Below are 18,211 nucleotides of genomic sequence, written 5' to 3' on the forward strand. Positions count from 1 at the left end.
GAATAAGGCAGTCGGCAGATTGTGTTGCGTACAAGATGGCAAATGGACCGGACAACGTAAGGAAAAGCACATGTTTTTTGGCGGCAGCAAAAACTCTAGCCAGGACAAGGGTCACAACAAGGTGGTTCCCATGACGAATTTCCGTAACACCGTTCCGGTTTCCCCCATGCGTCAGGCCGAGGCCTATTGGACCGCGCTGCGTCGCGGCGACGACATTCCAAGCCGGTCACAGATCGATCCGCGCGGGTTGGAAAACATTCTGTCGCAGACATTCATTCTGGAGCGTGTTGCCCCAGGCATCGCCCGCTTCCGTCTGGCCGGCCAAAAGGTCAATGAGATGGCAGGCATGGAGGTGCGCGGCATGCCGATTACCGCCTTTTTCACCCCCGATGCCCGCAAACAGATGAGCGCCGCGCTGGAGCACATGTTTGAAGCGCCTGCCATTGTTGAGATTGAGATGCAGACCGAAGGGTCACGCCTGCGTGGTCGCCGTGAGGCCCGCATGTTGCTGCTCCCCTTGCGCAGCGACCTGGGCGATGTGAGCCGTGCGCTGGGTGTTTTTGTCTCTGAGGGTAACCCGAACAAAACATCGCAGCGCTTTGCAATCACCTCGATCGAAATGCGGGCCGTTGCCAAAAACACCGATGATACTGAGTTCAAGGCAAAGTCGCGCGACGCGGGTGATGTGAACAAGCCAAACCCAGAGTTTGCAGAGTTGCAAGCGCGCCTTGCTCCTGAGCCATCCATCCTGCAAGAGGCGCGTGATCTGGCCGATCTCAGGTTGAAAAAACCGGCGCGTGACACTGCGCGGACAGATGACAAAAGCAAATCAAAAGGGGCACATTTGCGGCTGGTCTCCAGCCGTGATGAAACGCCCGTTTCCTAAAATTTTAGCCTATTTCTAGTCTATTTGGTCATAGTCTAGCAATGATCGCCCCGCGGAAGAATTCCCGGGGCGTTTCCCTTTTAAACGCCCCTTCAACATCGCATCGCAACACATTGTAGTTAAACAAAAACCACCCCAGTCTCCTGGAGCGGTCTTGATTTTCCACAACCCATAGAGCGTGGCTCAGCTAGCTTCAGCGCTGCGTGCGCGACGCTTATTGCGCAGGTTTGACAATTCTTCTGCGACCAGAAAGGCCAGTTCCAGGGACTGGCTGGCGTTGAGACGCGGATCACAGGCGGTGTGATAGCGATCGCTCAGGTTTTCATCCGTTACCGCGCGAACACCGCCGGTACACTCGGTTACATCCTGACCGGTCATCTCAAAATGTACCCCGCCCGGAATGGTGCCTTCGGCGGAATGTACCGCAAAGAAGTCCTGGACTTCGCGCAACACGCTCTCAAAGGGGCGGGTTTTGTAGCCGGTAGAGGATTTCACGGTATTGCCATGCATCGGATCGCAAACCCAGGTGACATTGGCGCCCTCTTCCTCGACCGCCTTGACCAGTCGCGGCAAATGTTCTGCCACCTTGCCGGCACCAAAGCGCGCGATCAGCGTCAGCCGCCCCTCCTCATTTGATGGGTTCAGGCGCTGCATCAGCACCTTCAGGTCATCAGCCGATGTTGTGGGGCCACATTTCATGCCGATGGGATTCAGCACCCCACGACAGAATTCCACATGGGCGCCGTCGGGCTGGCGGGTGCGATCCCCGATCCACAGCATATGACCGGAGCCTGCCAGCCAATTGCCGGAGGTCGTATCAAGACGGGTCAGCGCCTCTTCATATTCCAGCAACAGGCCTTCGTGGCTGGTGTAGAATTCTACCGTCTGCAACGCATGCGCCGCATCATTGTTCACCCCGGCTGCCTTCATGAAATCCAGCGTGTCGGTGATACGATTGGCCATTTCGCGGTAGCTTTGGGCTTTTTCACCCTCGGTAAAGCCCAGGGTCCAAGAATGCACCTGGTTCACATCCGCATAGCCGCCGGTGGAAAAGGCCCGCAGCAGGTTGAGGGTTGCCGCCGCCTGGGTGTAGGCTTGCAACATCCGCTTGGGATCGGGAATACGCGCGGCTTCGGTGAAGCCAAGATCGTTGATGATGTCGCCGCGATAGCTGGGCAGCTCCACCCCATCCAGGGTTTCAGTAGGCGCGCTGCGCGGTTTGGCGAATTGGCCGGCCATACGGCCCACTTTCACCACAGGAACCTTGGCGCCATAGGTCAACACCATGGCCATCTGCAGCATCACCTTGAAGGTGTCGCGAATGGCATCCGCGCTGAACTGCTCAAAGCTTTCGGCGCAGTCACCGCCCTGCAGCAAAAATGCCTCGCCGCGGCCCGCCGCTGCAAGATGTTGTTTCAAGCGCCGTGCTTCGCCGGCAAAGACCAGTGGAGGATAGCTTGAAAGCTGCGCTTCTACGGCGCCGAGCGCCGGGGCGTCGGTGTAATCGGGCATCTGCACGCGGGGTTTGTTGCGCCAGGATGCTTTTTGCCACTCACTCATAGCTTTTCTCCGCTTAAGAGGTCTTAATAATAGAACGGAAGCCACCTATACAAAAACGCACTCGTGCTGACCAGTTTAGATTTGCCCCTCTTGACCCGGCTTCGAACCTATGGTCACGGTTTTCTGGTCTCACGCGGGGCTGACTTACTATTGGTCTCTCCCGGTGCATTCAAAAATTGCCAAGGATGTGCCCCATGCAAACCCAAAGAAAACCGGTCGAAACATCAAAAGAGGTTTCATCCACAAGACGATATGTATTTGTTTTGCTAGAGAGATTCTCGATGCTCTCTTTTGCCTCAGCGGTTGAATGCCTGCGTATCGCCAACCGTATGGCCGGTCGCGAGGTCTATAGCTGGACCTTGCTTGGCGAGGGTGGCGAACAAGTCACCTGCTCTGCCGGCACCACCTTTGCTGTGGACGGTGATTTTGGTGATTTGCAACGCGATGACAGTATTCTTGTCTGTGCAGGGGTTAACGTTCAGGCCGCAACCAGTAAAAAACTGCTGGCCTGGCTGCGCCGTGAGGCCCGCAAGGGCGTGATGATTGGTGGCCTGTGCACCGCATCCTATGTTCTGGCGAAAGCTGGATTGCTGGACGGTAAAAAGGCAACCATCCATTGGGAAAACATTGACAGCTTTGCCGAAGAGTTCGAGGAAGTCACCCTCACAAAATCCGTTTTTGTAATTGATAACAATCGCTTGTCTACGGCGGGTGGGACGTCGTCGATTGATTTGTTGTTGAAACTCATTGCCAATGACCACGGCGAGGACCTGGCAAATTCCGTGGCGGACCAGTTGATCTATTCTTCTATCCGCACCGATCAGGACACCCAGCGTCTGTCGGTCCCGACTCGGATCGGCGTGCGTCACCCGAAGCTGTCGATGGTGATCCAAATGATGGAAACCAATATCGAGGAACCCATCAGCCCCTCCGTCTTGGCGCAGAATGTTGGGATGTCGACCCGGCAGCTTGAACGTCTGTTCCGCCGTTATCTGAACCGCAGCCCCAAACGCTATTATATGGAGCTGAGGTTGCAAAAAGCCCGCAACCTGTTGATGCAGACCGATATGAGCGTGATCAATGTGGCGCTGGCCTGTGGGTTTGCCTCGCCGTCGCATTTTTCCAAATGCTACCGGGCGCATTATGACACCACCCCCTACCGTGAGCGCGGCAGCAAATCTGGCGGACAGTGATTCTACCTTGAGCAAAAGCGACTGATTCTCTGGCGAGAACAGACACTTTTGCCACTTGGGGGCCGTCCCAGAGGGCTCGGCCTGTCACATTTTTTTGATCATTCTCACAGATCCCGCGCTGTGCCCGGCTTTTTTGGACACAGCAAAAGACACAGGCTTTGGCCGGTCGATTTCATCAACATATTTATTTTAAGCTTCAAGCACTTGCGGAAATCCACCGGCTTTGACCGGCCGCCAAACGGACATTTCCGCCGTCCAACGAAAGCCCGCGAGACAAAATCAACCCCAAAGGGATGCGACGAAATGGCCATTGTTTTCTTTCCCTCTGGCGCAAAAACCTGTAGAGCATCCGCCTCATCAGGCCAGCAAAACGCTGCTGGATAAAAACAGAGCAAGTGGACATCGGGAGGGTGTCACGAGCCAAGGGGACTTTTCTTTTCAAATCGCCTTGCCTAGGGTTCCTTATGAACAGACTTGTTCCAATAAACTGGGAGAAATATGATGAAAAAATTGATGATGGCCACAGCGGCCCTCGCGCTGACTGCAGGCACCGCCTTTGCAGGCAGCCACGCCAAAGAAGTAAAGCTTGGTGTTCTGATCGGTTTCACCGGCCCCATTGAATCGCTGACCGCTGCCATGGCAGCTGGCTCGGAAATGGCGATGGATGAGGTCACCAAATCCGGCCTGCTACTTGACGGCGCAACCGTAACCTCTGTGCGGGCAGATACTGGCTGCATCGACAACGGCCTGGCCGTAGCCAACGGTGAAAAACTGATCGCAGAAGGCGTAAACGGTATTGTTGGCGGTGACTGCTCCGGTGTGACCGGCGCGATCCTGCAAAACGTTGCCATTCCAAACGGTATGGTCATGGTGTCCCCTTCGGCGACCTCCCCTGGCCTCTCCTCAATGGAAGACAATGGCCTGTTTTTCCGCACCTCGCCCTCTGACGCCCGTGAAGGTCAGGTAATGGCTGAGATGCTGCAGGAAAAAGGCGTTGAATCCATTGCTCTGACCTACACCAACAACGACTATGGCAAAGGCCTTGCCGATGCGATCAAGACCTCCTTTGAGGCTGTTGGCGGTGAAGTGACAATCGTGGCCGCCCATGAAGACGGCAAGGGTGACTATTCTGCTGAAGTGGCTTCGCTGGCCTCTGCTGGCGGCGACATTCTGGTTGTTGCCGGTTACCTTGACCAGGGCGGTCTGGGCATCATTCAGTCCTCGCTCGACTCCGGCGCCTTTGACACCTTCGGTCTGCCTGGTGGCATGATCGGTGACAGCCTGCCGAAAAACGTTGGCTCCGACCTGGACGGTTCTTACGGCCAGATCGCAGGCTCCGACAGCCAAGGTGCGGAGATCTTTGCCGAGCAAGCAAAGGCCCTGGGCTTTGACGGCACCTCTGCCTATGCCTCCGAGTCCTATGATGCGGCGGCTCTGATCCTGCTGGCAATGCAGGCGGCCAATTCGACCGATCCTGCTGAGTACGGCGCCAAGATCATGGATGTTGCCAATGCACCCGGTGAAGTGATCAACCCCGGCGAGCTGGGCAAGGCACTGGAACTGATTGCCGCTGGCAAAGACGTTGATTTCCAGGGCGCCACCGGCGTTGAGCTGATTGGCCCCGGTGAGAGCGCAGGCTCCTACCGTGAGATCCTGGTCAAAGACGGTGTGAACACCACTGTAAAGTTCCGCTGATCTCCTTTGTAGGATCATAAAGTCAAAGAGCAGCCCGGGAATTTCCCGGGCTGTTCCAAATTTAGTAAGCCGAAAAAAATAGCGGCAGGGGATAGAATGATATGATCGTCGTCGAGGACTTGCACAAGCACTTCGGCGGGTTCCACGCGGTTGACGGCGCCTCGCTTGAAATCGCCAAGGGCTCCATAACCGGTTTGATCGGGCCAAATGGCGCGGGAAAGACCACTCTTTTCAACGTAATAGCTGGCGTTCTTAGCCCCACATCCGGTCGCGTGACCATGGATGGGGAAGATATTACCGGCCTGCCGCCGCATGAGCTGTTTCATAAGGGGCTGCTGCGCACCTTTCAGATCGCACATGAGTTTACCTCGATGACCTGCCGCGAGAACCTGATGATGGTGCCCGGCGCGCAATCGGGTGAAAGCCTGTGGAACACCTGGTTTGGCCGTAAGCGCATCGCCGATGAAGAGCGCGCTCTGCGGGCCAAGGCGGATGAAGTGCTTGAGTTTCTCACCATCAGCCATATCGCCGATCTGCGCGCCGGCGAGGTTTCGGGCGGCCAGAAGAAGCTGTTGGAGCTGGGCCGCACCATGATGGTGGATGCCAAGATCGTTTTCCTCGACGAGGTTGGCGCCGGGGTGAACCGCACCCTGCTCTATACAATTGCCGATGCCATCAAGCGTCTCAATGAAGAGCGTGACTATACCTTTGTGGTGATCGAGCACGACATGGAGTTTATCGACCGCCTGTGTGACCCGGTGATCTGCATGGCCGAGGGCAAGAAGCTGGCCGAGGGCACTTTGGCCGAGATCAAAGCCAATGAGCAGGTGATCGAGGCCTATCTGGGTACCGGGCTGAAGAACAAAGACAAGTTGGAGAAGGCCTGATGGGGAATTGCAAAGAAAACCGGGGCTCTGCCCCCACCGCTTCGCGGCTCCCCCGAGGTATTTTTGGCAAGATGAATAGGGGCGCCGCCCATGTCTGAACCCTTTTTGATTGGTGACAGCATGACTGGGGGATACGGCAAGGGGCCGGATATCCTGCATGATTGTACCATTGCTGTGAACCCCGGTGAAATTGCCGTGATTGTTGGCCCCAATGGGGCGGGCAAATCGACCGCGATGAAGGCGGTTTTTGGCATGCTGAATGTGCGCTCAGGCGCGGTGCGGTTGGGCGGTGAGGATATCACCACGCTGAGCCCACAGGACCGGGTGATCAAGGGCATGGGGTTTGTGCCGCAGACCAGCAATATCTTTACCTCGATGACGGTGGAAGAGAACCTGGAGATGGGGGCGTTTATTCGCACCGATGATATCACTGGCACCATGGAGCAGGTCTATGATCTGTTCCCGATCTTGCGCGACAAGCGCAACCAGCCCGCCGGTGAGCTGTCTGGTGGGCAACGTCAGCAGGTGGCCGTGGGGCGCGCGCTGATGACCCAGCCCAAGGTTTTGATGCTGGATGAGCCCACCGCCGGGGTGTCGCCCATCGTGATGGACGAGCTGTTTGACCGTATCATTGAGGTGGCCCGCACCGGTCTGCCGATCCTGATGGTGGAACAAAACGCCAAGCAAGCGCTTGAGATCGCGGACAAAGGCTATGTTTTGGTGCAGGGGCGCAATGCCTATACCGGCACCGGCCAAGAGCTGCTGGCCGATCCCGAAGTGCGCAAATCGTTTTTGGGGGGGTGAAGATGGAACCGACCTATTACTGGAAACGAAATCTGACACTTGCTTTGGCGTCCTTTCTGTTCTCAGCTCAAACGGCGACAGCCCTAGAGTGCCAAGTCCAGAAAACATGCTCGATCTCACTTGAGTGCTCACCGTTTAAGGTCGAGTTTGAACTAATCGAGCTGGAGACCTCAGAATCTGAAAACCTTGTGCTTATTGCAAAGGTACCAAACCGAGAACGAACAGCCGTTATTCTCTCACCAGTAGATAGCTCTTCTCGATGGTTCAAAGGCGAAGTCAACGGTGAATCTATGGCGCTCTGGATAGATGAAACCCATGAGAATTTTCAGTTATTGCCAGTTGGAGAGAGTGAAGCAGAATTCGCTGCAGGGAAATGTGGTGTTGGTCTCACAAGGAATGAAAACCTGACGAACTCAAATGAAGGCTCCGGTTCCCCAAAACAACGTGCTCCCATCGACGGTGAGAGTTTGCTGCCACCGCCAAGCAGCAATTCACAGAATTCAGACTAGAGAGATACAACATGGATCTTCTCAACGCCCTTGTGGCATTCACGAACTTCGTTGGCGTACCCGCCATCGCCTATGGCAGCCAGCTGGCGCTGGGGGCGCTGGGGGTCACGCTGATCTACAGTATCCTGCGGTTTTCCAACTTTGCCCATGGGGACACCATGGCCTTTGGGACCATGATGACCATTCTGGTGACCTGGTTGCTGCAATCCTGGGGGGTGAGCTTTGGCCCACTGCCCACGGCGCTGCTCGCCCTGCCCTTTGGCATTTTTGCGACCATGGTGTTGGTGCTGCTCACGGATCGCACCGTCTATCGGTTCTACCGCGCCCAAAAGGCCAAGCCTGTGGTTTTTGTCATGGTCTCGCTGGGGGTGATGTTCATGATGAACGGCCTTGTGCGTTTTGTCATTGGGCCCGGCGATCAGCGTTTTGCAGATGGCGAGCGCTTTATCATCAAGGCGCGCGCCTTTAAGGAAATGACGGGCCTGCGTGAAGGGTTGGCGATCAAGACTTCTCAGGGCATCACTGTGGTGGCCGCCATTGTGGTTGTGGCGCTGCTGTTTTGGTTCCTCAACAAGACCCGCACCGGTAAATCCATGCGTGCCTATTCCGACAATGAAGATCTGGCGCTGTTGTCCGGCATCGATCCTGATCGGGTGGTGATGTATACGTGGCTGATCGTGGCCTCCCTGGCGACCATCGCCGGTGTGCTCTATGGCCTCGACAAGAGCTTTAAGCCCTTCACCTATTTCCAGCTGCTGCTGCCGATCTTTGCCTCGGCCATTGTTGGTGGTCTGGGCAGCCCCCAGGGTGCGATTGCGGGTGGGTTCATCATCGCCTTTTCCGAGGTCACTATTACCTATGCCTGGAAAAAGGTGTTGGGCTATCTGATGCCGGAACACCTGGAACCCGATGGTTTGGTACAACTTCTGAGTACCGACTATAAGTTTGCGGTCTCCTTTGCGATCCTGATCATCGTCCTTCTGTTCAAGCCAACAGGGCTCTTCAAGGGGAAATCGGTATGACTGATACTCTGAAACACAGTCTTTTGTTTGCGGTCGTGGCCGTGCTGATCCTGCTGGAAGGCCTCACCAACTGGAGCTTTTTCTCAGGCTCCTGGAACTCCTCTCTGGTGATCCTCAACATGGGGCTGATTTCGGCCATCATGGCGCTGGGGGTAAACCTGCAGTGGGGCTTTGCCGGCTTGTTCAATGTGGGCATCATGGGGTTCACTGCTCTGGGCGGTCTCGCTGTGGTGCTGACCTCAACGCCGCCATCTCCAGGTGCCTGGAGCGCCGGCGGCCCGGGCGTTGTCATGGCACTGGTGATGGGGGCGCTGACGGTGATCTCGGCAGTTGCCGCAACCCGTTTGCTGCCCAAAGGAGGCCTGCGTACGGCGCTGATTGTGGCCATCCTGATTGTTGGGTTTGTCATCTACCGCGCCCTGTTTGACCCGTCGATTGAAGCGATCGAAGACATCAATCCGGCATTGGCGGGCAATATCGGTGGGCTTGGCTGGCCGGTGCTCTTGTCCTGGCCCATGGGCGGGCTGCTGGCAGCCGGAGCGGCCTGGCTGATTGGTAAAACGGCCCTGGGGCTGCGGTCGGACTATCTGGCGATTGCCACCCTTGGCATTGCCGAAATCATCATTGCCATCCTCAAAAACGAAGACTGGCTGTCGCGTGGCGTGAAAAACGTCGTCGGCCTGCCCCGGCCCGTGCCTTACGAGGTCGATCTGCAAAATGATCCCGCCTATGTGGACTGGTTTGCCAGTCTTGGAATGGATCCGGTTTTGGGGTCAACGCTCTACGTCAAGCTGGGCTATGCAGCACTGTTTTCCCTGGTGCTGATCGCCTTGCTGTGGATGGCGCAGATGGCGCTCAAAAGCCCCTGGGGGCGGATGATGCGCGCCATTCGCGACAATGAGGTCGCGGCGCAGGCCATGGGGAAAAACGTCACCAAGCGCCACCTGCAGATTTTTGTGCTTGGCTCGGCCATTTGCGGCATTGCGGGTGCGATGATGACCACCCTGGACGGGCAGTTGACTCCGGGCACCTATAATCCCTTGCGCTTTACCTTCCTGATCTGGGTGATGGTCATCGTTGGCGGCTCCGGCAACAACTTTGGCTCGGTGCTGGGCGGCTTCCTGATATGGTTCCTCTGGATCAAGGTGGAACCGATGAGCCTGGAGCTGATCACCCTGCTGACCTCAGGCATGGATGAAACCAACATGCTGCGGGAACACCTGCTGGAAAACGCCGCCCATATGCGGCTGTTCACCATGGGATTGATCCTGCTTTTGGTGCTCCGCTTCAGCCCGCGCGGTTTGATCCCGGAGAAATAGCACAACAAAAAAGGGCCGCCCAGACACCAGGGGCGGCCCTTGCTATTGGCCCATATTTCATGTGGCGCTAAATACTCCCGCCAAAGGCGGACCCATAGAGGGGGCTGGCAGTTGCCGGCCCCCTATTTACTTATCGTCCTTTGAACAAACCACCCAATATGCCGCGCACCAAACGGCGGCCTGTGGTGCCTTTCAATTCCTTGATCACCGCTTCTGACATGGCAGAGGCAAAGGTATCTTTTGGTCGATGCCTGCGCGCGGACGAGCGCGGAACACGGGAACCGGAAAACCGCCGTGCTGCATTGAATTCCCGGGCCATCGGCTCTGGCGCAGCTTCGGCCTGAACCTCTGCAACCTCAGCCTCTTGGGCTGCCTTGGCGGTGCGTGCCAGCAGGATTTCATAGGCAGAATGGCGATCCAGGGGTTTGTCGTATTTCCCCGCCATGTCCGATTGCTTGAGCACCTCTGCGCGCTCCGCTTTTGTCAGCGGCCCCAACTGGCTGCTGGGCGGCCGGATCAGGGTGCGCTCAACAATGCCCGGCACGCCCTTCTTTTGCAGCATCGAGGTCACCGCTTCTCCGACGCCGACCTCACGAATGGCATCCTCAGTCGAGAACCGCGGGTTCTCCCGATAGGTCTCTGCGGCCAGTTTCAGGTTTTTGCGATCCCGCGCGGTAAAGGCGCGCAGCGCGTGCTGGATGCGATTGCCGAGCTGACCCAGAATATCCTCTGGAACGTCGCCCGGGCTCTGGGTGATGAAATAGATGCCAACCCCCTTGGAGCGGATCAGTCGCGCCACCTGTTCCACCTTGTCGACCAAGGCCTTGGGCGCGTCGTCAAACAACAGATGCGCCTCATCAAAGAAGAACACCAACCGGGGCTTGTCAGGATCGCCCACCTCGGGCAGTTCTTCAAACAACTCGCTCAGCAGCCACAGCAGGAAGGTGGCATAAAGCTTGGGCGCAGACATCAGTTTGTCAGAGGCAAGGATATTGACCATGCCGCGCCCGGCGCTGTCTTGTCGCATCAGATCGCTCAGCGCCAGCGCAGGCTCACCAAACAGATCCGCGCCGCCCTGGTTTTCCAGCACCAACAAACGCCGCTGGATGGCCCCCACCGAGGCCGGAGAGACATTGCCATAGCGCAGTGACAGCTCGCCCCGGTTTTCACCAATCCAAACCAACAGCGCCTGCAGGTCCTTTAGATCCAGCAGCGGCAGGGCCTGCTCATCCGCCAGCCGAAAGGCGATATTCAAGATCCCTTCCTGGGCTTCGCTCAGCTCCAGCAGTTGCGCCAACAGCAAGGGCCCCATCTCCGCCACGGTGGTACGCACGGGATGGCCCTGTTCGCCAAACAGATCCCAGAAAGTGACCGGACAGTCGTGGTATGTATAGGAGGAAAAACCAATTTTTTCAGCGCGGCCCACAAAGGCCTCATGGAGTTTATGGCTTGCTGTTCCCGCCTTGGCCAACCCGGAGAGATCGCCCTTTACATCCGCCAGGATTACCGGAACGCCGGCCTGGGAGAAGCTTTCAGCCAGGATTTGCAGGGTTACCGTCTTGCCGGTGCCCGTGGCCCCGGCGATCAACCCGTGGCGGTTGGCATATTTGAAACGCATCTCTTGCGGCTCAGCGTAGCCTTCGCCACCGCCACCAATAAAAATCTTGTCCGTCATAGTCTTCCTTTGCCCGCCAATAGACGCTTCCAACCGGCCCCATGAAGGTACAGCCGGGAATCACCCCGGGCATGTGGACTTCAAGCAAGGCCCCTTGAAAACCGATTATTAACTTTTATATGCGATGAATGTCATGCTCGTCCTCTCTAATCGAGACCGCGACGGGCATTTCCTCCCTGTCAGACTGGCCGTGCCCTGGGCACGGCCTTTTTTTGTTGTCGCCTTTGAAGGCTGAGGGGCTGGCTTGTTGTTGCTGATCAATTTCTCACCGGTTTTGCCCTCTATTTGAGCGGCCAGAGCGGGGAAAACCTCCAGGTTTGGCGGCTTTTGGCAGAAATACCGGGTAAAGCAGCTAGGTGTCACATTTTTTTGCTATTCCATGTTGACCCGAGCACAGGCCTTTCGTAACGTCCTACTCAATAACTAAGTCGGCCAGTCCGACGGGGAGAACTAAACAAAAAGGGAAGCCGGAGAGCTTCCTTTTTTGCTTTTGTAGCAAACGCTTCACTTGTTATTAAACTGTTTTACAAATCTTTGCCGATTTCTTACCCGTGGCGGGATTGAGACCTGACACCCCAGTTGCAACATGGTAAAGGCTCTGCAAACGACCTGAGAATAATGAGGCATTCATGATCAAGTCCCTTACGCCAATGACCCTGGCCGCCCTGCTGGCGGTAACGAGCGCCGTGTCCGCCCAGGACAGTGAAACAGCCACCACAGACACATCCGAACCGGTTGCGCAGGCCAACGAAGCAACTGCAGACCAGGTGCTGGATCTTGGTCAGCCTGTTGATGATGGCACTCCAAAGCTTGGAGATCGCTACGCCAAAGAAACCCATGGCGATTGGGATCTGGCCTGCATTAAGACCGAAGCTGAAACAGATCCCTGTTCTTTGCTGCAAATTCTGACGGATCCAAACGGCAATCCCATGGCCGAAGTCTCGCTGTTCCGGATTGATCAACCTGGTGGCCAGGCCGTTGCCGGTGCCACAATCATTGTTCCGCTGGAAACCATGCTGCCCGCCGGGCTGACCATTTCGGTCGATGGTGCCCCTGGCAAGCGCTATAACTACTCTTTCTGTAACCCACTTGGCTGCGTCGCCCAAATTGGGTTGACCCAATCGGATATCGACACCTTCAAAGCAGGCGGCGAAGCCACCCTGTCACTGCGCCCAGCTCCTGCACCAGATCAGCTGGTTGAGATGAAAATGTCGCTCAAAGGCTTTACCGCTGGCTACAATGTTGTGGATGTGGTGCAGCAGTAAGCTGCGCTCTTAGGCGCGTATGGCGATTTCCGCCCCGCGCCTATTCCCTCCTCTGAACACATAAAAACCACCGCAGGTCATTCGCCTGCGGTGGTTTTTTTCACGACAGATCTGCGCCTTTTGGATCTGGCCTGTTAAACCCGCCCCAGGGCCAGGACAGCATTCAGGCCGCCAAAGGCAAAGGCATTGGATAGCGCCACATCAATCCGCGCTTCGCGGGCCTGGTTTGGCACCACATCCAGAGCACATTCCGGGTCTGGTTCTTCATACCCAATTGTCGGTGCAATCACCCCGTCCTTAAGCGCCATGATACAGGCCAACAGCTCAACAGCGCCGGTGCCGCCGATCAGATGCCCATGCATGGATTTGGTTGAAGACATCATCAGCCGATCCGCATGGGGCCCAAAGACATCCGCCACCGCAGCGCATTCGGTTTTGTCATTGGCCACCGTTCCGGTACCATGGGCGTTGATATAGCCCACGCGCTCGCGGTCAACGCCGGCATCCTGAAGCGCGCCAGCGATGGCCCGCGCGGCGCCTTGTTTGCTGGGCATGACGATATCTGAAGCATCCGAAGACATGGCAAAGCCCAGAACTTCGCACAGGATTTCTGCCCCGCGTGCCTGTGCGTGTTCATATTCTTCAAACACAAAAATCCCGGCACCTTCGCCCTGAACCATGCCGTTGCGATTGGCACTAAAGGGACGGCAGGCCTTTTTCGACATCACCCGCAGCCCTTCCCAGGCTTTGACACCGCCAAAGCACAGCATGGATTCCGACCCACCGGTGATCATCGCCGGGCTCATGCCGCTGCGCACCATCTGAAAGGCCTGGGCCATGGCATGGTTGGAGGAGGCACAGGCGGTCGAGACGGTAAAGCTGGGGCCTTTGAGATTGAATTCCATCGAGACATGGCTGGCCGCTGCGTTATTCATCAGCTTGGGCACCACAAAGGGATGCACCCGGTTCTTGCCATCCTCATAGACCGAACGGTAATTGTCATCCCAGGTGGAGACCCCGCCGCCGGCGGTGCCGAGAACCACGCCAGATTTGGCAGACAGTTCACCGTGGAATTCGAGCCCGGATTGCAAAATGGCTTCCTTGGCAGCGATCAGCGTAAACTGGGTGAACCGGTCATAGAGGCTCATTTGTTGCCGGTTGAACCGCCCCTCGGCCTCAAACCCGCGCACCTGGCCGCCGATCCGAATCGAGAGCCGCTCCACGTCGCGAAATTCAAGCTTGCCAATACCGCAACGACCCTCGCGCATGGCTTCAAAGGTGGAGGCAACCGAATGCCCCAAGGCATTGATGGTCCCTGCTCCGGTAATGACAACGCGCTTCATGCCGTATTCCCCTAGGATTCAAGCGCTGATATCACGAGGGTTGTGACACTAACTTGTCAATCCCAGCGATGATGGCCGCGACATTTGAGATATCAAAATCGCTGTCTTCAGGTGTATTGGAGTTGAAGGGGATTGAGATATCAAATTCCTCTTCAATGGCAAAAATGCACTCCACCAGCCCCATGCTGTCGATCCCAAGATCCTCCAACGTGCTGGTAAGGGTTACATCCGATGGTTCAAGCAGCGCCTGTTCGGCGACAATTGCGATGACCTTGTCCTGAGTGCTCATTCCGGCCCCCTGATCTGTGATGTCGAGGCAGATGTAGCTGCTTCAATCCTATTTGAAAACAGCCTTTTTCAGGTTTTCGATATCCCGCATCAGCCGTGGCAAACGCCGCTGTGCCTTGTAGATTTCAGTATGGGTTTCCATTTTGACCGCCGGGTAGCCCATGACGACCCGACCCGCAGGCACATTGGAGATGATTTTGGTAGCACCGCCGGCAATCACCCCATCGCCAATAAAGATATTGTCCGCAGCGCCACATTGCCCGCCCATGACAACATTATTGCCCACCTCCACCGAGCCGGACAGGCCACATTGGCCACAGATCAGGCAATCCCGGCCAATCCGGGTGTTGTGCCCCACATGCACCTGGTTATCCAACTTGCTGCCAGAGCCAATCTGAGTGTCGCGAATGGTGCCATTGTCGATGGTACAATTGGCGCCAAGCTCCACATCGTCGCCTATCGTCACCGCCCCCAGGGAGTGTATGCGCAGCCAGCTTTGGGATTGCGCACCGCCCTGATCGCCAACAGTTTTGCGGACGTTTTCCACCCCCGAAACCTCTGGGGTGACATAGGAAAATCCGTCACTGCCAATACGGGCACCGGGTTGGGCGCGAAAGCGATCCCCAATGCGGGCGCGCGCCCCAATCGAGACCATCTCGCGCAGCTGTGCCTGAGCGCCGATTTCGACCTCGGCACCAATATAGCAATGCGGCCCGATGATTGAGCCAGCGCCGATTTTGGCGCCCGCGGCGATAATGCTCAGCGGGCCAACGGAAACATCTGCGCCCAGGGTAGCGCTGGGGTCGATCACAGCCGTGGGATGAATGCCGGAGGCAAATCCCTGCCCCCTATCCATCAACACTGAAACCCCACCCAAAGCCATGCGTGGACGGGTGGCGAACAGCGCCGCCTTCAGCCCCAGGGCCTGCCAGTCGGCCCCATCCCACAGCAAAGCCACCTGAGCTGCGCCGCGCGCCAAGCCTTCGGCATATTTGGCAGAGGTGGCCATGGCAAGATCTTGCGGGCCGGCATCCTGGGGCTCTGCCGCGCGGGCAATAACCAGATCCAGGTCACCCTGTGCCTCTACACCAATAGCCTCTGCGATCTCGCGAATTGTGTACATATCTAGGGGCCCTTTCCGGCTCAAGCTCCTGATCGGGCCCCAGATTTACCCCTGAACGTCTGACAGTGACACCCCAGCCCGCTCCAGTGCAGACCAGACCTTGGCATCACGCCCATAAACATCCCGGCGGAACTCGGCCCGGCCTTTGTTGGACACATATGCGGTTCGGTAGATAATGTGAACAGGCACCTGCTGATCCAGCTCCACCTTGGTTTCCTTACCGGATTTCAAAATGCGGTGAAAAAAGTCGATTGGGTCTTCGGTTTGTTTGGCCAGCAGCGCATAGGCAAATTCAAAAGGTTGCGCCAAACGAATACAGCCGTGCGAAAAGGCGCGGACTTCGCGTTTGAACAGGCTCTTTTGTGGCGTGTCATGCAGGTAGATGTTGTATTTGTTCGGAAACATGAACTTGACCAGGCCAAGCGCGTTGCTCCGGCTGGGCGGCTGGCGCATCGCATAGGGAAAGTTGCGCGCAGTAAACTGAGAAAAATCCGTGTTGGCGCGGTTGACCACCCGTCCACGGTTGTCGGTGATCTGAATATGTCCAACCGCGTTTGGGTTGTTGCGCAGTTTTGGCAGATATTCCTTGGTGATAATCGACCGTGGCACATACCAGCTGGGATTGATCACCATATGCTCCATCACATCTGAGAACTCGGGCGAGCGGCGACCAGATTGGTTTTTGCCGATGACGGAACGGGTTTCAAAGGTGATATCGCCATTGTCGATAATCTTGGCGGTAAAGTCGGTCTGGTTCACCAGAACGTGGCGCGCCCCCCGGTCCGGTGTCAGCCAGCGTTCCCGCTCCAGGGCAATGATCACCGATTTCAGGCGGTCGCGCACTGGACGGTTGATTTCCTTCAGGGTGCCGCCGCCGGCAACACCGTCTACCTCCAGCCCATGGTCGGACTGAAAGCTCTCAACAGCGCGTTCAATGTTATGGTCGTAATTGGCAGTGGCGCTACGCTCCATGTAGCCCAAAGCGATAAGCCGATTGCGCAGGGCAACAACGTTGCGCCCGGTATCGCCGGGTTCCAGTTTGCTGCCTGAAACGGTTGGCCCCCAGCCACCCGCCGCCTGCACTTGCTCCAGACGCAGTTTTTCCCGCATCAAGGCGCGATACTGTGGCGAAGCCGGAACCAGGGTACGCATATAGGCAAAGGGTTGATTGTCCCGCATCCCCGCCAGCGCCGCCGCGCCGTCGTGATCGCGCCGCTCGCGGACCATGTCGCTGTCGATGGCAGAAGGTTTCAGCAAACCTGTCTGGACCATGGCCGCATAGTTAACAAATGCCGTGCTGAGTGCGGCCTCAACCTGGCCAAAATCACGGGCCGTACGGGCATTCCGCATCTGCTCTACCAGGGATGCGGCAGTGCCAGATTGGTTAGGGAGCCCATGGGCAGAGGCCTCCTCCAGCGCCCGCAACAGCGCCGCGCGCCGCTGGTTTGATGCCGCGTCACCGCCGGTCCAGAGGGCCGAATAGGTATTTTCCCGATAAAACTGCGCAACATCATCGTTAACAGACGCAGTAGAGGCGACAGCTTGACGAAAAGCCGTGGACTGCGCGGTTGCCATGGTGCCAAAACCAAAACTGCTGATGCTGCCCAAGGCCAGGGCAAAAAGCCCATATTTAAGACGTGCAGCGCGCCTCGGGGAATTGATTTTGGTCATATTTTTAAGTCCTCAACAGCGATGAACAGTAACAATGGTAGCAGCTCTATGAATTATTGGTGAAAGACAGTCCAGAATGTCCATTCACGTTTCCGAAACCACGCTATGTCAGTGTGACAGTGGTGCGATGCTGTCGCATAAATAGGGGTAATCGACGTTACTCTTAGGGGAAATATTTACCACACGTCCCCTTTTGCGCAATTTTTTGCCGAAAATCCTCATCAAAGAGGCGGCGGGCAAAACGGACCTTGGTAATTGATTCTCACTGTGGCATACCGACCACAGGAAAAAAACGCAGTCGGCTCGTAACATCGGGCATAGGCAGGATTAATCACGTTCGGGATGGCGTAGTTAAGATATGGCAGAACTTACTAAGACGGGCATGACCCGGCGGGCACTTCTTGGGGCATTTGCAGCAACAACCGTGGCGGCAGCACCAACGTTTTCTAAGGCAGCAGGTTTTCTACGTGGTGGCGGTGATATCCGCCGCATTCGGATGTTTTCCGGGCGTACTGGTGAACGGCTGGATATGATCTACTGGATTGATGGCGACTACATCAAAGACGCCGTGAAAGAGATCAACTACTTCATGCGCGACTGGCGGACCGATCAGGTTAAATCCATGGATCTGCGCACCATCGACATCATGGCAGCTTCACATAACCTGCTCGATATCTCCGAGCCCTATATGATGTTGTCCGGGTATCGTAGCCCGCAGACCAACGCGATGCTCCGTCGGCGCTCACGCGGGGTGGCTAAGAACTCGCTGCATATGCGTGGACAGGCCGCCGATCTGCGTCTGGCATCGCGCTCCGTCACCCAAATGGCAAATGCAGCCAAGGCCTGTCACGCTGGTGGCGTTGGCAAATACCGCGGCTCGAACTTTGTCCATATGGACTGTGGTGTCGTGCGCAGCTGGAACGGCTAACACGGCGCATTTCGTCGCTGGTTGCGATCGATGGCTGCGTCGG

At 56.7% G+C, this 18,211-nt stretch carries 16 protein-coding genes; 10 read left to right on the forward strand and 6 right to left on the reverse strand.

Features of this window, described 5'->3' with window-relative positions:
- Positions 1–70: 70 nt before the first annotated feature.
- Positions 71–886, forward strand: coding sequence for a PAS domain-containing protein (locus JZI28_RS09285; RefSeq protein ID WP_375699933.1), 816 nt, complete (start codon positions 71–73; stop codon positions 884–886).
- A gap of 183 nt (positions 887–1,069) precedes the next feature.
- Here JZI28_RS09285 and JZI28_RS09290 read toward each other — a convergent pair whose 3' ends face one another.
- Positions 1,070–2,446 carry a class II 3-deoxy-7-phosphoheptulonate synthase gene (locus tag JZI28_RS09290; protein WP_297339150.1) on the reverse strand — a complete coding sequence of 459 codons (1,377 nt, stop codon included), beginning with the start codon at positions 2,444–2,446 and terminating at the stop codon, positions 1,070–1,072.
- Between the two features lie 194 nt (positions 2,447–2,640).
- On the opposite strand from JZI28_RS09290, the gene JZI28_RS09295 reads away from it, so the two are divergent.
- From JZI28_RS09295 to JZI28_RS09325, 7 genes are all read left to right on the forward strand, one after another.
- A complete protein-coding gene (locus JZI28_RS09295; protein WP_295450849.1) occupies positions 2,641–3,639 on the forward strand; it encodes a GlxA family transcriptional regulator in 999 nt (332 codons plus the stop codon).
- A gap of 501 nt (positions 3,640–4,140) precedes the next feature.
- The gene (locus JZI28_RS09300) at positions 4,141–5,334 is read left to right on the forward strand and encodes an ABC transporter substrate-binding protein (protein ID WP_295450852.1); all 1,194 of its coding nucleotides are present in this window, start codon (positions 4,141–4,143) and stop codon (positions 5,332–5,334) included.
- 101 nt (positions 5,335–5,435) lie between these two features.
- Positions 5,436–6,221: an ABC transporter ATP-binding protein gene (locus JZI28_RS09305; protein ID WP_375699934.1), complete on the forward strand. Its 786-nt coding sequence runs from the start codon at positions 5,436–5,438 to the stop codon at positions 6,219–6,221.
- Positions 6,222–6,311: 90 nt separating this feature from the next.
- Complete coding sequence (locus JZI28_RS09310) at positions 6,312–7,025, forward strand: ABC transporter ATP-binding protein (RefSeq protein ID WP_375699935.1); 714 nt, start codon at positions 6,312–6,314, stop codon at positions 7,023–7,025.
- A gap of 2 nt (positions 7,026–7,027) precedes the next feature.
- Entirely contained in the window at positions 7,028–7,534 is a 507-nt protein-coding gene (locus tag JZI28_RS09315; protein ID WP_375699936.1) for a hypothetical protein, read from the forward strand.
- An 11-nt stretch (positions 7,535–7,545) separates the two neighbouring features.
- On the forward strand, positions 7,546–8,556 hold the full coding sequence (locus JZI28_RS09320; protein ID WP_375699937.1) for a branched-chain amino acid ABC transporter permease: 1,011 nt from the start codon (positions 7,546–7,548) through the stop codon (positions 8,554–8,556).
- Positions 8,553–9,875 (forward strand): branched-chain amino acid ABC transporter permease, encoded by a 1,323-nt coding sequence (locus JZI28_RS09325; protein WP_375699938.1) that lies wholly within the window; start codon positions 8,553–8,555, stop codon positions 9,873–9,875. The genes JZI28_RS09320 and JZI28_RS09325 overlap by 4 nt, the downstream gene beginning before the upstream one ends.
- Positions 9,876–10,005: 130 nt before the next feature.
- On the opposite strand, the gene JZI28_RS09330 is transcribed toward JZI28_RS09325, so the two are convergent.
- Positions 10,006–11,550: a helicase HerA-like domain-containing protein gene (locus JZI28_RS09330; protein WP_375699939.1), complete on the reverse strand. Its 1,545-nt coding sequence runs from the start codon at positions 11,548–11,550 to the stop codon at positions 10,006–10,008.
- 629 nt (positions 11,551–12,179) lie between these two features.
- Between JZI28_RS09330 and JZI28_RS09335 the strand changes: the two genes are divergently transcribed.
- The gene (locus tag JZI28_RS09335; RefSeq protein WP_297339156.1) at positions 12,180–12,815 is read left to right on the forward strand and encodes an invasion associated locus B family protein; all 636 of its coding nucleotides are present in this window, start codon (positions 12,180–12,182) and stop codon (positions 12,813–12,815) included.
- A gap of 134 nt (positions 12,816–12,949) precedes the next feature.
- Here the strand turns inward: JZI28_RS09335 and JZI28_RS09340 are convergent, their stop codons facing one another.
- The 4 genes from JZI28_RS09340 to JZI28_RS09355 are packed head-to-tail and all read right to left on the reverse strand — an operon-like array spanning position 12,950 to position 17,240.
- Positions 12,950–14,158 (reverse strand): beta-ketoacyl synthase, encoded by a 1,209-nt coding sequence (locus tag JZI28_RS09340; protein WP_297339157.1) that lies wholly within the window; start codon positions 14,156–14,158, stop codon positions 12,950–12,952.
- A gap of 31 nt (positions 14,159–14,189) precedes the next feature.
- Complete coding sequence (locus tag JZI28_RS09345; protein ID WP_295450876.1) at positions 14,190–14,447, reverse strand: acyl carrier protein; 258 nt, start codon at positions 14,445–14,447, stop codon at positions 14,190–14,192.
- Between the two features lie 48 nt (positions 14,448–14,495).
- Positions 14,496–15,569 carry a UDP-3-O-(3-hydroxymyristoyl)glucosamine N-acyltransferase gene (lpxD, locus tag JZI28_RS09350; RefSeq protein ID WP_375699940.1) on the reverse strand — a complete coding sequence of 358 codons (1,074 nt, stop codon included), beginning with the start codon at positions 15,567–15,569 and terminating at the stop codon, positions 14,496–14,498.
- A gap of 45 nt (positions 15,570–15,614) precedes the next feature.
- Positions 15,615–17,240, reverse strand: a complete 1,626-nt coding sequence (locus JZI28_RS09355; protein ID WP_375699941.1) for a murein L,D-transpeptidase — start codon at positions 17,238–17,240, stop codon at positions 15,615–15,617.
- 358 nt (positions 17,241–17,598) lie between these two features.
- Between JZI28_RS09355 and JZI28_RS09360 the strand changes: the two genes are divergently transcribed.
- Positions 17,599–18,168: a DUF882 domain-containing protein gene (locus JZI28_RS09360; RefSeq protein ID WP_297341947.1), complete on the forward strand. Its 570-nt coding sequence runs from the start codon at positions 17,599–17,601 to the stop codon at positions 18,166–18,168.
- The last annotated feature ends 43 nt before the right edge of the window (positions 18,169–18,211 follow it).

It is taken from the genome of Pseudophaeobacter sp. TrK17 (assembly GCF_042192375.1).
Taxonomy (GTDB): domain Bacteria; phylum Pseudomonadota; class Alphaproteobacteria; order Rhodobacterales; family Rhodobacteraceae; genus Pseudophaeobacter.